This is a genomic window from Rhodococcus sp. 15-649-2-2, assembly GCF_002258645.1.
GTDB lineage: Bacteria > Actinomycetota > Actinomycetes > Mycobacteriales > Mycobacteriaceae > Rhodococcoides.
The window spans coordinates 37,804-50,902 of the sequence record NZ_NPFM01000040.1; the positions used below are offsets into that span (position 1 = coordinate 37,804).

Annotated in this window: 14 protein-coding genes; all 14 read right to left on the reverse strand. The window is 65.8% G+C overall.

From position 1 onward, the window contains the following. Positions 1–26 precede the first annotated feature (26 nt). Positions 27–2,414, reverse strand: coding sequence for a DNA topoisomerase III (locus tag CH305_RS28500; RefSeq protein WP_094623014.1), 2,388 nt, complete (start codon positions 2,412–2,414; stop codon positions 27–29). Between the two features lie 69 nt (positions 2,415–2,483). Continuing rightward, positions 2,484–3,056, reverse strand: a complete 573-nt coding sequence (locus CH305_RS28505; protein WP_256984016.1) for a hypothetical protein — start codon at positions 3,054–3,056, stop codon at positions 2,484–2,486. Then, on the reverse strand, positions 3,053–3,199 hold the full coding sequence (locus CH305_RS29265) for a hypothetical protein (protein ID WP_155288950.1): 147 nt from the start codon (positions 3,197–3,199) through the stop codon (positions 3,053–3,055). Before CH305_RS29265 ends, CH305_RS28505 begins: the two co-directional genes overlap by 4 nt. A gap of 73 nt (positions 3,200–3,272) precedes the next feature. Beyond that, positions 3,273–3,671, reverse strand: coding sequence for a hypothetical protein (locus tag CH305_RS28510; protein ID WP_094623015.1), 399 nt, complete (start codon positions 3,669–3,671; stop codon positions 3,273–3,275). A gap of 36 nt (positions 3,672–3,707) precedes the next feature. Next, on the reverse strand, positions 3,708–5,333 hold the full coding sequence (locus tag CH305_RS28515) for a peptidoglycan DD-metalloendopeptidase family protein (protein ID WP_094623016.1): 1,626 nt from the start codon (positions 5,331–5,333) through the stop codon (positions 3,708–3,710). Further along, positions 5,330–5,668 (reverse strand): transposase, encoded by a 339-nt coding sequence (locus CH305_RS28520; protein WP_094623017.1) that lies wholly within the window; start codon positions 5,666–5,668, stop codon positions 5,330–5,332. Before CH305_RS28520 ends, CH305_RS28515 begins: the two co-directional genes overlap by 4 nt. Next, positions 5,668–7,539, reverse strand: coding sequence for an ATP/GTP-binding protein (locus CH305_RS28525; RefSeq protein WP_094623018.1), 1,872 nt, complete (start codon positions 7,537–7,539; stop codon positions 5,668–5,670). The genes CH305_RS28520 and CH305_RS28525 overlap by 1 nt, the downstream gene beginning before the upstream one ends. A gap of 53 nt (positions 7,540–7,592) precedes the next feature. Then, positions 7,593–9,098: an SCO6880 family protein gene (locus CH305_RS28530; RefSeq protein WP_094623019.1), complete on the reverse strand. Its 1,506-nt coding sequence runs from the start codon at positions 9,096–9,098 to the stop codon at positions 7,593–7,595. Beyond that, positions 9,095–10,657 carry a hypothetical protein gene (locus tag CH305_RS28535; RefSeq protein WP_094623020.1) on the reverse strand — a complete coding sequence of 521 codons (1,563 nt, stop codon included), beginning with the start codon at positions 10,655–10,657 and terminating at the stop codon, positions 9,095–9,097. The genes CH305_RS28530 and CH305_RS28535 overlap by 4 nt, the downstream gene beginning before the upstream one ends. Beyond that, positions 10,654–11,490 (reverse strand): hypothetical protein, encoded by an 837-nt coding sequence (locus CH305_RS28540; RefSeq protein WP_094623021.1) that lies wholly within the window; start codon positions 11,488–11,490, stop codon positions 10,654–10,656. The genes CH305_RS28535 and CH305_RS28540 overlap by 4 nt, the downstream gene beginning before the upstream one ends. Next, positions 11,487–12,125 (reverse strand): hypothetical protein, encoded by a 639-nt coding sequence (locus CH305_RS28545; RefSeq protein WP_094623022.1) that lies wholly within the window; start codon positions 12,123–12,125, stop codon positions 11,487–11,489. Before CH305_RS28545 ends, CH305_RS28540 begins: the two co-directional genes overlap by 4 nt. 54 nt (positions 12,126–12,179) lie before the next feature. Then, positions 12,180–12,449, reverse strand: a complete 270-nt coding sequence (locus CH305_RS28550; protein ID WP_027494130.1) for a hypothetical protein — start codon at positions 12,447–12,449, stop codon at positions 12,180–12,182. Next, entirely contained in the window at positions 12,446–12,652 is a 207-nt protein-coding gene (locus tag CH305_RS28555) for a hypothetical protein (protein ID WP_027494129.1), read from the reverse strand. The genes CH305_RS28550 and CH305_RS28555 overlap by 4 nt, the downstream gene beginning before the upstream one ends. After that, positions 12,649–12,948, reverse strand: a complete 300-nt coding sequence (locus CH305_RS28560) for a hypothetical protein (protein ID WP_051364808.1) — start codon at positions 12,946–12,948, stop codon at positions 12,649–12,651. The genes CH305_RS28555 and CH305_RS28560 overlap by 4 nt, the downstream gene beginning before the upstream one ends. Between the last annotated feature and the right edge of the window lie 151 nt (positions 12,949–13,099).

The window sequence follows — 13,099 nt, forward strand, 5'->3', positions numbered from 1 at the left end:
CCCCGCTGCTGTCCTGCGGCACCCGTTTACCGACGCACGGTGCGTTTCTTGGTGCCTGCGGTGGATTTGCGGTCCTCGAACTTCAGCTTGAATCCAAATGTCTTGCTGCCCTGGTAGGTACCTCCGGCCAGTGCGCCCCTGGCTCGGTACGTCTTACCTGTCTTACTTGTGGCATCGAATTCGATGGTCTCCCCGGCCAGCAGCGACGCGAGTTCCTGCTCGGTGAAGTCCTTGCCCGGCCAGTGTTCGTTGGCCCCCCATCCCCGGCCTTTGAACGTGACCGGCTTGCCTTTCCACACTCCGCTGACCAGGTCGGTTCGAGGTGCACGCTCTTCGAACTGCGGGTTGAAGCTCACGTGTGGGTACTGCTTGCCGTCTTTCTCCCTGACGCCTGGTTCGAGTTTTCCCGTGCAGGTGAACGTCTTTCCCGACTTCGCGCTTGTTGCGATGATTTCGATGACCTGCCCGGCCAGCAGTTTCGCTACTTCGGTGTCGGTGAACCGGTGGCCACCGAAGACTCGCTTCGCGCGGGTCACGACCGTGCCTGCGTGGGTGAAGTGCAGCTCGGGTGGCAGGTCGATCATCTCCACCGCCGCCCGAGTCACTCCGGCTTTGCCCATACGCGCCGTGAGTTCGCCGGACAGCGTGCTCGAATTTGCCTTCATCGTCGCGAGGTCGCGGCGCACCAGATCCGCTACGAGGGAGAGATAGTCGGCTGCCTCACCGGTTCCGGCCTCGATCTGCGCCATCTGCTCGAAGACCTGCTCGGTGAGCGTGAGGTCACCGATGTGTGTACCCGGCAGGATCCGATGGTTGAGTTCACCGATCGCGCTGAGGGTGGTCTTGCCGCGTTTCTCGACCATCAAGGCCTTGCCGCCCGCGTTGTTCGTGACCTCGGCATAGGTGCTCGTCCGGGTCGCGCCGGTACCTACGCTCCGCTTCTCGAGCTGCTTCATCAACCAGCCCATCGTCGGATGCGGCGGCCGCGGCGGGAAGCCCTCGTGGACGAACGGGTCCGCGACAGTACCCAACGCCGTCACACCAGTGGGTTGCTCGTCGCGCTCGCCGTCCTCCTCCTCGACGACGAACACACCTTTCCATCCGAGCACTGCGGGCACATTCAGCGATCCGACGAAGCTCGGATACTTCTCGACGTGGCCGCGATGCTGGTCGTACTCGTAGTCGGGGGCGAGCATTGTCAGGTAGTTCTTCGCGAGGAGCTCGTAGATCTCCCGGCCCAATTCACCGTAGGTCTTCTCCACTGCCGCGAGGCTCGGCGGCACGTTGGGCCCCGGACGGTTGGCACCGTGCGCGCCACCGGCCTTGACGTGGCTCGTACGTGGGCCGCGATGGCTCAGCGCCGCCGGATCCACGCCGACCACACCGGCGATCGCGTCGACCGATGGAAGCAGCTCGTTGAATTGCTCGATCGAGATGAATTTGTCCTCGGTGCGCGGGTAGGACACCACCTGCGCCTCGTACATCTTCTGATAGGTGTCGAGAACGTTCTTGGCTCCGAAGCCCTTCTTCGCCAGCAGTGACGACAGTCCGGCCAGGTCCATCAACCGCGGCGGTCCCGTTTTCTTGCGTGTGGTCCCGTCGTGGACGACCGGTGACGACTGCAGGCCGCCGGGAACATCGTTCTCGTTCTCGAATCGATCGACCTCGGGGTCGGTGTACGTGACGCCGTTCTCGTCCCGAAAACGGTTCTCGTAGAACGCCTTCTTGAGGTATGCGTGGTGCGCGTCGAGCCCGTCACCGACGATCACGACCATTGCGGACTTGAGCCGCCCGTTACGCAGTACCGTGCTCGCCCCGGTCGTCTTGGTCGCAACTCTGGTGAACTGCATCGAGAGCATGTCCCACTTCGACCGGAAGTCGGCTTTGCGGTAGTCGCCCTCGGCAGCGATCGCCGTGACCGGCCGACGGGCTGTGAAGGCCTTACGCAGCGATGCCGGTGTCTCGTCCAGGAACTCCATGCGTTCGAGCTTCTTGTTCTCGAGGCCCAGGTACTCCACGATCTCCCAGCCCAGCAGTGAGCCTTCACCGGTCGGATCGAGATCGGCTGCATTGCAGACGCTCTCGCACTCCGAGAGCACTGTCTTGAGGTCCTGCAGCAAGCTTTTCGCGTCCGGATCGGTGACCAGCTTGCCGCCGGACACCCGGCGCCGGATCTCTCGCTCCCAGCGGAAGTCGTCGGCGTTCCACGGGAGATATTCGAGCTCCCAGCTCTTGTACTTGTCGGTGAGAGGCGCGGGCACCATTGCGGAAGGGTCTTTCAACTCCAGCAGGTGGCCGCGAGCGTGGACGATGACGTACTCCGTGCCTGCGAACGTGCCACTCATACCGCCCAGTGCGGTGGCGAAGTTGCGAGCTGCGGAGGGCTTTTCGGTGAGGATTCCGACTTTTCCCATGACAAGAGATCCTTCTCTGCGGTGCGTGCGGCGTGTGGACAGCGAGGGTGTTGCCGGTGGCCGGTCGGGCTAGAGGCTTGCGCTGACGAGGCGGTAGTTCGCGACCTTCCAGCCGTCGTCGGTGCGTTCGAGGTCGACGGCTCCGGTGTATCCGGTGAACGGGGTGATCTCACCGCTGCGGTGTTGGACGACGCGGTCGATGACGACAGCCACGGTGGCCTGGTTGTCACCGTCCATCTCGGCGGCTGTGCCGTCGGCGTAGATGCTGGTGTCCGGTCGAGCGACGGCGGTGACGACGTCTCCGCTGCGCGCCCATGCCGACCACTCCGGGATCGGCTGCGGGGCTGGATCGGGTGGCGTGGCGGCGGCGGTGGCCATCGATCCGGTCACGTTGTCGCGTTGGGCGTGCAGGGCATCCCACGGTGAGTCCTGCACTGCGGGTTGCCAGGTGAACACACCGGACATCACCGACGTCGCGACGCCGACCGGGTCGGTGGCCGACGGGTCGATGGCGATCCCGGCGTCCGTGCCCGGTGGTGGCGGTGTGTCCGAACCGCGGAACACGAACACGATCAGAGCGGCAATGGCGACCACCCCGACGATGCCGAGACACGCGAACACGATGCCTGCTCTTCGGCTCATCTCGTGGTCTCCTGCGAGTCGGAGTCGTTCGCTGATTCAGCGTCGGTGTCGCAGATCTGGCCCAGCGCAGCGGCTTTGGCGATGACTTCGAGCCAATCGACGATCGGTGCATCCGCCTGGCGGTTGTGGAGGATCTGTGCCATATCTGTGCTCCTTGGTCTGTGATGGTGCCAGTGTCCTGGTGGCCACCGACAACAAGTGTGGTTGTGTGCCGCGCTAGCCGACGGTGGGGACTCCTGCTGCGGCGACAACGCTCACCGTCCATATCGCCCACATGACGAGCGCGGTCGCCGCCACGTGGATGGCTTTGCGGAGCGCAGTGACAGTCCAGTTCTGCGCTCGCGCAGAGGCGTCGGCGACAGCGATGAGGCTGCCTATGGTCATCGCCGCGGTGACGACGATGACGGCCCACCAACCATGCGCGAGAACGTCGCTGGTCGCTGCGGCGCGGCCGCTGTCCTCGATCGTGGTGATCATCGACTCCAGGATCAGTCGGGCGACGGGAACAGCCCACACCGTCCATACGATGACCGAGGTCAGAGCAAGGGCTGTCAGTGCTCGATGTCGATCGTGGGACGTCAGGTGGTGGCTGGTGCGTGTCGGTGCGGTGTTCATGAGTGGGCCTTTCCGTCGAGCATTGGTCGGTGGCGGCTATCGGGCCAGGTCGTAGTCGGATGCGGTGGCGGTGATGGTGGTGACGTAGTTCTGGGTCTCCGAGTAGGGCGGGATGCCACCGAACTGTTGGACCGCTCCTGGGCCGGCGTTGTATCCGGCGAGCATCAGCTCCACGGGATCACCGGTGATAGAGCCGGATTCGATCCCCGGTCGCAGGGTGTCGGCGACCGAGCAGTTGTATCGTCCCTGCGCCATGACGGCGTCGCCGATGTCGTTGGGATCGCCCTCCCCCGCAGCTCCGGTGACCACGCCCTTGTCGTCGACGGGGAAACCGAACGACGCCCACGTGCCGGGGAGGAACTGCGCATACCCTTCGGCACCGGCCGGGCTGGTCAGACCGGGTGTGAAGCCGGATTCCTGTTTGAGCTGAGCGGCGAGGATCGCGGGTGAGAGCTCGCGGCACTGCGCGGCCGAGAGGGCGAGCCACGGCTCGAACTCGGGAGGGATCTGGCCGGCGGCGAGGTTCGCGTGATCACCGAGTCCGGCACCGGGTGCGGTGGTGCAGTTGCCTGTGGCTTTCGGTGCGGATCCGCCGCCGCCGGGGACGGGCCCGTAGGTCTGCCCGGGTGCCGGTGCGCCGTGGCCGACGGTGGTGACGTGGACGTGGTCGAAGTGGTTCTGGGTGGGAGATCCCCTGTCCTCCATGGTGTTCGGTTCACCTTGGGAGGGGATGTATTCCTGTCGCCAGATCATGTATTCGATCTGGAGGTAGTCGCGGTTCGCCCATAGGTAGTCCTTGACCTGGTCGCCGAGTGCTTTGCCTTCCTCGGAGGACCAGTTGTCGATCATGATGTCCGCGGCCCGGCCGGAGGGGTGGTCGTCGAATCCCCCACCGTCGGCGCGCCACCCACCGATCGTGGTGATCTGCGGGAACTTCGCGTGCACGGCGCGGGCGACGCGGACGGTGTCGACCTGGAAGTGCTCTTCGGAGCCGACGTCGGCGGGCAGCGCCGCCATTTCCGCTGTACTGCCGCCAGTCGGTGCGGACGGCGACGGCGACGGCGACGGTAGTGGGCTCTGGCCGGTCTGTCCGCTGCCGGGTTCGGCGGCGGCTTCGTAGAACGGCTGCGGGTCGATCGCGTTGTCGGGTGACCAAGGGCCGGTGTGGTACTCGAAGTGCAGGTGCGCGCCGGTGGTGTCGCCGTTGTTGCCTTCGTCGGCGATGTGCTGACCGGCGGTGACACGTTCGCCTGGCGTGACCAGGACACCGTCGGGGAACATGTGCCCGTACACCGTCGAGACGGTCTGCCCGTCGATGTTGTGCTCGAGGACGATCCACATCCCGAACCCGTCGGCGGGTCCGGCTTGGGTGACGATGCCGTCGGCGTAGGCGTAGATCGGTGTACCGACGGGTCCGGCGAGGTCGATGCCCTTGTGCATCGTCCCCCACCGCGACCCGAACGGGCTCGTGAGCTGCGCCTCGGAGGTTTTCATCGGTTTGGCGAACGACCCGGCCGGAACCCCGCCCGCGGCGGAGGAAATGCCTTTCCCGGGAATGCAGTTGGTGGGTACTTCTTCTCGGACCCCGGTGGTGACGAACAGGACCACGAACAGGGCCAGCGCGAGCACGACGGTCAGAGCGATCGCGCCGCCTTTTTTCACAACGCGGCCGCCGAAATCGACTCCGCGCCGATCGATCGCGGGGCGTGGGCGGCCAAACGCTCGGTGAGGGAACGGTTTTCCGAACGCAGTCGGGTGATCTCCTCCTCGGCGGCACGTAGTCGTGCGGTCACCTCGTCAGCTGCGGGGCGACGCGAGGGCCCGTACTTGTCCTTGATCCACCGGGCCACGGTGTTCTCGTGTGCCCCGATCGAGAGTGCCAAGGCTGCAACGCATTCGGCGCGGGAGGAGTAGTTGTGTCGCGACTTCTCGTATTGATCGAGCGCCCACGCGCGGGTCTGCGCCGGGTATTCGGCGCGGGGGTACTCGGCGGTCATCACTGCGCTCCGACCAGTGCCGTGTCGTGCGCGTAGTGGGCGTCGTCGGTATCGGCGGCGTGGTGCTGGCCGCCGGCGAAGTACTCGGCGAAGCGGGCGTTGGTGTCGTGGACCCCGGTGTCGTATTCGACGTCGGTGAGCACCGTCTGGATGGGGATGCCGGGGGTGTTGTCCTTGGCGACCTTGATCAGGAACTTCCCGCGCCCGATCGGGTTGCGGACGGTCCGCCGTTCGGACCCGCGTAGCGCTGCCCCGCGCGACCAGGAGGTGACCATCCCGGCTTCGGCGTCGGTGAACTTCAGCTCCCCGGACAGGCGTTCGACTTCACCGATGGGCAGTCCCCCGCACACGACCATGCCGGCGCGGTCGATGAATCCCTTCGCGGTCTTGATATCGGCTTCGGTGGGCAGGGTTTCGAGGTCACGGCCGGTGTGGGTAATCATCAGCAGCCCGGTCGCATCGGTGCGATTGAGACGGGTGATCTCGTTGACGCGGGCGACCATGCCCGGTCCGGCTCCGATGACCTGCCACAGCTCGTCCAGGGCCATCAGGAAGAGTCGTTGGCGGTCCAGGCCCGCGTCGGCGAGCAGGTGCGCCGCTTCCACGGTGCCGTAGGCGTCGGCCCAGCAGGAGAGCATCACGGCCGCTTTGAGGGTGGTGTCGCCGCGGTCGAGGGAGGAGACGTCGATGCAGATCATCGGTGCGTCGAGGTCGATCGGTTCGGTGGTGTGATCGGCGAAGATGTCCCCGAGCGGGCCGGAGGTCAGCGCGCCGAGAGCCTGCATCAATTCGGTGATCGCCTCGCGGTAGCCCTCGTGATCGGTCTTGTAGGCCGCTTGAAGCATGTCCGCCGATCCGGCGTCGATGCGGGCGTAGAGGTCCTTGAGCAGCGGCGGGTGGGTGTAGGAGAATCCGCCGTCGGCGTACAGCTCACGCAGCGCGATCCCGATCAGGGAATTCTCGAAGGCCTTCACCGAGTGGGTGTCGTAGCGGATCAGCTCGACCAGGGCGCAGACGGCGTTGATCTGGCGGGTGGAGATGGTGATGGTCGCGACGTCGATCAGCTCGTCGAGCTCGGCGATCCGAGCGGGGTCGGTGGCCTCGTCGCGGGCGGCGATCGCGCGGACGACGGCCTGGCCGAGGGCTCCGGCGGCGAGGGGGTTGAGATGTCCACCGCCGTGGCCGAGGGTGATGACCTGCCCGCCGACCAGGTGGGTGAGTTTGACGTATTCGCCTTTGATGTCGCCGGCGACGATCGGGGTCTGTCCCCATCCGCACGCCCCGAGGAGGATCTTGCGGATCAGTGTCGACTTCCCCAGGCCCGGCAGGGAGAGGACGAACATCGAGGGGTTTCCGATGAGCTTGTCGCGGAAGTAGGCGAATGGATCGCACGAGACGGCGTTGCCGGTGATGGCGTGCTGGCCGACGATGGTGCCCGCCGAGGGTGCGGCTGCGCCGATCGCCCACGGGTTCAGTCCGCACATCTGCACCGAGGTCGCTTCGTACTCGATCGGGGCCGGGACGGTGGACATCCGGCCACCACCGGCACCTTTGAGGCCGCGTGCGCTCGACGACAGTGCTGCGCGCCACCAGGGGTCTCCCGCTGCCTCGTGGACGGCTTGCTCGGCCCGTGGGTGGTCGTTGCGCCACCGGGTCAGCCCGAGGCCGCGCCGGGAAAGAGCGGAGGGTTCTTCGGCGTCGCCGGTGGCGATGAGGGCGGCGAGCTCGGCGTAGTCGGTGTCGCCGATGATCCACCGCACGAACGCCGACGGCTGCGGCGTTGACGTCTCGTACAGGTCGGGCTCGTCGGACCTGGCCTCGTCGTACCGAGGGTCGTAGTCCCTGCGCGGGCGGTGGTCGGTCGTCGTCATCGTAGGTGTCTCTTTTCTCGGGCAGGGGTGGGCCGGATGCGGTCGGCGGCGCTCTAGCTGCGGCGCACGAGGATCGAAGTGGAGATCTGATCGGGCAGGAGGACACCGACGCCGAGGCCGGCGGCGAACGCGGCGTCCTGGAAAGCGAATGCGCGCCGCAGTCGCAGGCGGGAGCGGGCGGCGAGGGATTCGGTGACGGCGGCCGCGTTCGCAATTTCTTCGACCGAGCCGACGGTGATCGTCAGCAGTGCCGAATAGCGTTCGTATCCGGCTCCGGAGACCATCTCGCGGCGGGCCTGCTCGGCGATCTCGTGGCGCTTCTCCGACCCGGCGGAGGTGATCTTGTTGCCGCGAGAGTTGATCGCGTGCAGGGCGTCTCGGTGTTGCTTGTCGACCTTCTTCGCGGCGTCCCCGGCGGTGTAGGGGCGGTAGACGAGCGTCAATCGCTTACGGGGGATGTCGTCGTGCGGCTGCAGCAGCGGTTTGAGGACGGTGTCGGTGAACACCGATTCGGGAGGTGCGGCCATTTCCCAGACGACCGAGACTCCGCCGTCGTGGCGGTAGTGACCCCAATCGGTCTTCGCACGTCCCGGTCCGGCGTCGTCCCAGTCGACGCCGTGCTCTTCGCCGGAGATTTCGAGTTCCTCGAAGTCGTTCTCGGTCGAGGGGTTGTAGGAGCGGTGCACGGCCGCGGTGATTTCGGCGGCGGTCATCGGTTGTGCGTCGATCCCGGCACCGGAGAGCGATTCGTACAGATCCGGCAGACGGCGGGCCAGTTCGGTGGCCATCTCTTCGGGGTCCTTCTGGCGTTCGCGGGTGGTGGCGCGGAAGGTGATCGACAGTCGTGCCAGGGTGCGGTGGCGACCCGAGGGCATCCGGACGGCGGACTGCTCGACGAACGACGCAGCCAGCGGCGGTGCAGTGGGGACGAGTTCGTGTTCGGCGCGCCGTGCCAGCCGCAGCCCGGTAGCCGGGATGTTCTCCACCACCACCACGGCACCGACGATGTCGCCTGGTAGTCCGAGGTCGGCGAGGTAGACGCCCCAGTCTGCGGTGTAGAGGTCTTTGTCGCGCTGGACGATCGCTTCGTCACCGCCCGGGAGGGCATCGAATACGACGGTGTAGCGGTGATCGTCGGGGTTGTGGATCATCCCGAACTCGTTGCCGTGACGGTCGATTCCCATGTAGACCTTGGTGCGGGCGAGCAGGCCAGGGAGCTTGTAGCGGCCACCAGGGATCCTCGAGTGCGGTCCGGCGTGGTACTCGGTGGACTTGTCGATGTGCTTACGCCGCATCCATTGCATTCTCAGTTGTCCTGTCTCGTAAAGGGTTCGGCCGTTCGGGGCGATGACCAGAGGGGTGAGGATGAGCGCGCCGACACCCATCAGAGCCAGTCCAACGACGACGTGGACGAAGATCAGGACTGCGAACGAGACCGCGAAAAACCCTGCACCGTAGGCAATGACCTTCGTCGGCAGGCCAAACGCGAACGTGCTCTGCGGCCGGTTACCTGCCGAATAGATCGGCGGCTCGTACGGGGCTTCGAGCTGCGCGCTCATCGTTGAATCCGTCCGTGGTAGTTGCCGACTGCGCCTTCAGCGGCCGAGCCGAGAGTGGTCGAGGCCGAGCCTGCGGTGCGGCCTACGGTGCCCGCAGCTTTGAGTGCCCCTGCTGCGCCGCGCAGGGTTGCCGAGGTACCGGTGCGGCCGGCCGATGCAGCGGCCGTTCCGACTCTGCGGGCTGCGCCCATCGGCCCGGACGATGCGCCCGCGTGCGAGGGACTCGATCCACCGTTGTAGCGGCCCTGGAAACCGGGAGACGAACGTGCGCCGGTACCGGCCGCACCCGAAGACCCGCCCTTGCCGCCACCCGAGGATCCGCCGACGGAGTTCGCGACCGAGCCGAGGGCACGCGATGCAGCCATCCCACCGGCACCCATCACCGCCCCGCCTGCTGCGCCGAGCTGACCGACCTCCCTGCCACCGGCGGAGATGGTGTCCGCTGCGGGAGCGACGATCTTGATCAAGGTGGGTAGGGAGAACCCGATTATCGCCAGGAGGACGGAGCCGATGATGACGGTGGCGATCTGATCCGAGCTCGACGCCGACGACGCCCAGAACGCGAACAGGTACAGCAGCGTCGCGACCGGTTTGAACAGCAACGCGCCGAGAGTGAAGGCAATCATCGACTTGTAGGAGCTGCGCCCGGTGCCGGTGGCCGACGCGGCAGCGGCGAGCGGGATCACGGCCACGACGACGCACAGCACCGCCTCACGGATCAACAGTGCGATCAATTGGGCGACCGACCCGAGGAATGCGAACCCAGCGCAGGCGAGCGCGAGGATCGGGCCGAGGCCGGTCTTGTCGTCGAACGCGGTGATGGCAGTGATCTTCTCGTTCAGGTCTCCGCCGACGAACTTCTCCAGCGCGTATGCAGAGGCGATGTCGCCGCCTTGATGGAACATCAACACCAGAATCGGCAGCAGTGACACGGTGACGACGGTGCGCACCAACATGGTCGCGGTCTCGGTGGCCCCTTCCATCACCGCTTGTTTGCGGGCGATCGCGAGCTTGATCATCGCGATGATGATGGAGGCAAACAAGGCGACGACGGTGAACCCGGAGATCAGATTCCGCAGCCCCGACATCGCGTTCTCCGCCGCGAGGCCCGGTATGCCGGAGGACATCCAGAACGTCATCACCGACCGGAATGCTTGGGTGTTGCCTTCCATCACCGATTTGGCGAAGTCCCCGACCGGGTCACCCCAGAATGTCGAGACTGCGGAGTCGACAGCGGTAGAGAACGCGTCACCGGGGTGATCACTGAACGCGTTGTCCAGGCACAGTGCCTCGTCCATGAAGCCACCGACCGCGGTTCCCTCGAGCGCATCGTTGAGCCAACCGTCACCGAGGACCGGCGAGCCTTCGGCGACGCACTCGCGGCGTTGTTGCTGGAAGTCGTTGCCGTCGGCGTCGGGGTTGATCTGCTCGGTCAGATTCGGTGCGGGTGCCGGTGTCGGATCTTGGGCGTGTGCGAGTCCGCTGGCCCCGACGACCGCGATCAGTGAGAGCAGTGCAATGACGACAGCGCGGGCGGCCAAGGCCGCTGTGCGGGTCACAGTGCCCACCGGGTGAAACCATCGAGCGAGCTGTACGGGCCGCCAGTAGTGGCACCGTCGAGTTTGCTGACCTTCCAGGTGCCACCATCCCACGCCATATTCAGGCGCAGTCCTGTGTAGGTCGGGTTCTGCATCCGTCTACCGGCGTCATCGACATCGCGGATCTGGGCGAGCTCGACGACGGCGAAACTGTCCGTGCAGGAGAGAATCTTGAACGCCATGGGTGCCCGCAATGCCACAGTCTCGGTGTTGACCGGTTTCGCGAGTTCTGCTTCTTTCTTCTCCTGGGTACCGATCTTCTCGTCGGGTATCAGGGTGAGCTTCTCCGTGGATTCGACAGCCACAGGTCCGCCCGCGAGTCCGCGGGGTAGGAAGTTTGCGGCGGCCAGTGCCGCGCCTTGCGGGGTGCGGGTGTAGCCGGCGAGGACCAGCCCGTCGATGTACGACGGCCCATCCGTCTCGGAGTACAGGGTCGAGACACCGAAGTTGCGTTGGATCATCATCGACTCCGGGGACGTCACCGGTCGGCCGTCGTTGGTGCATTCGACACGCGGCCCGGTCGGTTCTCGCTGTGGCAGTGGTTGACCCGCAGGGTTGTTCGGGACCATCACCGTGCGCCCGGACAAGTCCGCGTCGGGAACACCGAAGCCTTCCGCGCCGGTGTCGAGCTCGGAGTCACCGGGGGTAGGTGCTGCTGTCGTCGGCGGTGGACCAGCGGTGGTCAGCGGGGTGTCGTCGTTCATGTTCGGGATGATGAACACGATCGCGCCGACGATGGCGATGACGACGATCGCAGCAACGGTAATCAGGACGGTACGTAGCCGACGGTTCATGGGGTGCGCTCCAATGTGGTGTAGCCCTCGAGGTTGTCGATCTCGACGGCGTCGATGTTTTCCTCGGAAGTGGGTAGCACGATCCGCCAATCGCCGCTGATCCATTGCAGCGCGACAGGATAGGAAAACAACTCGGTTCCGGTCCCGATGGTTTGTGCCACCGACACCCCCGCCGAAAGCGGATCACTGGAGTAGTCGGTGACCTCGAACCCGACGAACTTCGGTGCAGCGTCGGCAGGGACCGAACCGGAGACGGTGACGGCGGCGCGTGCGGCCGCGAACTCGTCGCGACCGGGCCCGGGTGCGGTCACGGTGTTGACCACTTCCGGCCACGCGCGGTCGTCGGCGACGGCAAGTGCGGTCTGCCCGTTGATCGCGGCCAGGACAGCACCTTGTGGGGTCTGTGCATATCCGCTGCGATTCACCGATGTTCCAGCGAGGGGCCCGTCGACCCGTGAGGTGGGCACCGATACCCCTGCGACCTCGCGCCAGGTCAGCTCGGCCGGAGCGGAACGCAGATCCGGTGCCGGATCCGGGGCAGCGGCGGGTGTGTCGTCGTTGCCGGATCCGCACGCAGCGAGTGCGAGGACGGTCGCCGCTGTCGCGGCGATCCGGAGTGTGCGGGAGACGGTCATCAGAGGAGGGCCTTTCAGGTCGATGCAGTTCGGGCGCAGGGAATTTCGGTGTTCTCAGGCGAGTACGGCTTGGGCGATCCCGGATGCGGATCCGATGATGGCGGCACAGATGAGGATTCGGGCCAGGGTGGCGTCCTCGACCATCTGTGTTCCGGTGGATTTGCGTTGGTTGACGAACACCGCCCCGCACACGAACAGTGCTGCGATGCAGGTGACGATGGCGAACCAGAGCAGCCACGACAGGCCCGTCATGACCGGCTGCCACACCTCGTCGGGCCACTCGACCGGTGAGGTCGGTGGTTGCGCGAGCACGTCGATGTTCATGTCATCGCCGCCGTGACCACTGTATTCGCCACTCCAGCAACGAATCCGAGCAATATCGACGCATACAGCAGTCCGGTGGCCCGCTGGTTGGCCTGACACCAGCGGCCCCTGAATTGGTCGTACGCAAGCTCACCGCCGCCGACCATGACTCCGACAATCGAGGCGATGATCAGACCCCACAGAGTCCAGTTCACGATGGTCATAGGACGAGCATGTTGACCAGGCCTGCGGCACCACCGATGACGATGGACCCGAACAGTCCGCCGACGAGTTTGCCGGTCGCGTTGCCGCCTTGGCCGCCACCGGAGATTTTCTCGTACGCGAGCATCGCGCCGCAGATCATGATTCCGGCGACGGCAGCGATGATGCATCCCCACATCAGCCAGGACAGCAGGGTCAAGATCTTGTCCCCGGTGGGGCCGTCCGGTGCTTGGGGGCTGACGTCGCCGATGTTCTGCGCGAGGAATGTGGTCGTCGATGCGGTGAGGCTGGCAATCATGGTGTTCTCCTTGGGTGTTGGTTGAGAGGGTGCGGTTCAGTGGCCTGACGCATTGCGGGCGGCGGTGAAGATCTCCCGCCCGATCGCGGCGAGTTCGTGGTGTGGGCTGGTCGTAGAGGGGGCGGGGGCTCGCATCCGCCCTGGTGGGGGT

Excerpts from the sequence above, each read along its gene's own strand:
- CH305_RS28500 (WP_094623014.1), bottom strand. The coding sequence starts at position 2,414 with ATGGGAAAAGTCGGAATCCTCACCGAAAAGCCCTCCGCAGCTCGCAAC.
- CH305_RS28505 (WP_256984016.1), bottom strand. The coding sequence starts at position 3,056 with ATGAGCCGAAGAGCAGGCATCGTGTTCGCGTGTCTCGGCATCGTCGGG.
- CH305_RS29265 (WP_155288950.1), bottom strand. The coding sequence starts at position 3,199 with ATGGCACAGATCCTCCACAACCGCCAGGCGGATGCACCGATCGTCGAT.
- CH305_RS28510 (WP_094623015.1), bottom strand. The coding sequence starts at position 3,671 with ATGAACACCGCACCGACACGCACCAGCCACCACCTGACGTCCCACGAT.
- CH305_RS28520 (WP_094623017.1), bottom strand. The coding sequence starts at position 5,668 with ATGACCGCCGAGTACCCCCGCGCCGAATACCCGGCGCAGACCCGCGCG.
- CH305_RS28525 (WP_094623018.1), bottom strand. The coding sequence starts at position 7,539 with ATGACGACGACCGACCACCGCCCGCGCAGGGACTACGACCCTCGGTAC.
- CH305_RS28530 (WP_094623019.1), bottom strand. The coding sequence starts at position 9,098 with ATGAGCGCGCAGCTCGAAGCCCCGTACGAGCCGCCGATCTATTCGGCA.
- CH305_RS28540 (WP_094623021.1), bottom strand. The coding sequence starts at position 11,490 with ATGAACCGTCGGCTACGTACCGTCCTGATTACCGTTGCTGCGATCGTC.
- CH305_RS28545 (WP_094623022.1), bottom strand. The coding sequence starts at position 12,125 with ATGACCGTCTCCCGCACACTCCGGATCGCCGCGACAGCGGCGACCGTC.
- CH305_RS28550 (WP_027494130.1), bottom strand. The coding sequence starts at position 12,449 with ATGAACATCGACGTGCTCGCGCAACCACCGACCTCACCGGTCGAGTGG.
- CH305_RS28555 (WP_027494129.1), bottom strand. The coding sequence starts at position 12,652 with ATGACCATCGTGAACTGGACTCTGTGGGGTCTGATCATCGCCTCGATT.
- CH305_RS28560 (WP_051364808.1), bottom strand. The coding sequence starts at position 12,948 with ATGATTGCCAGCCTCACCGCATCGACGACCACATTCCTCGCGCAGAAC.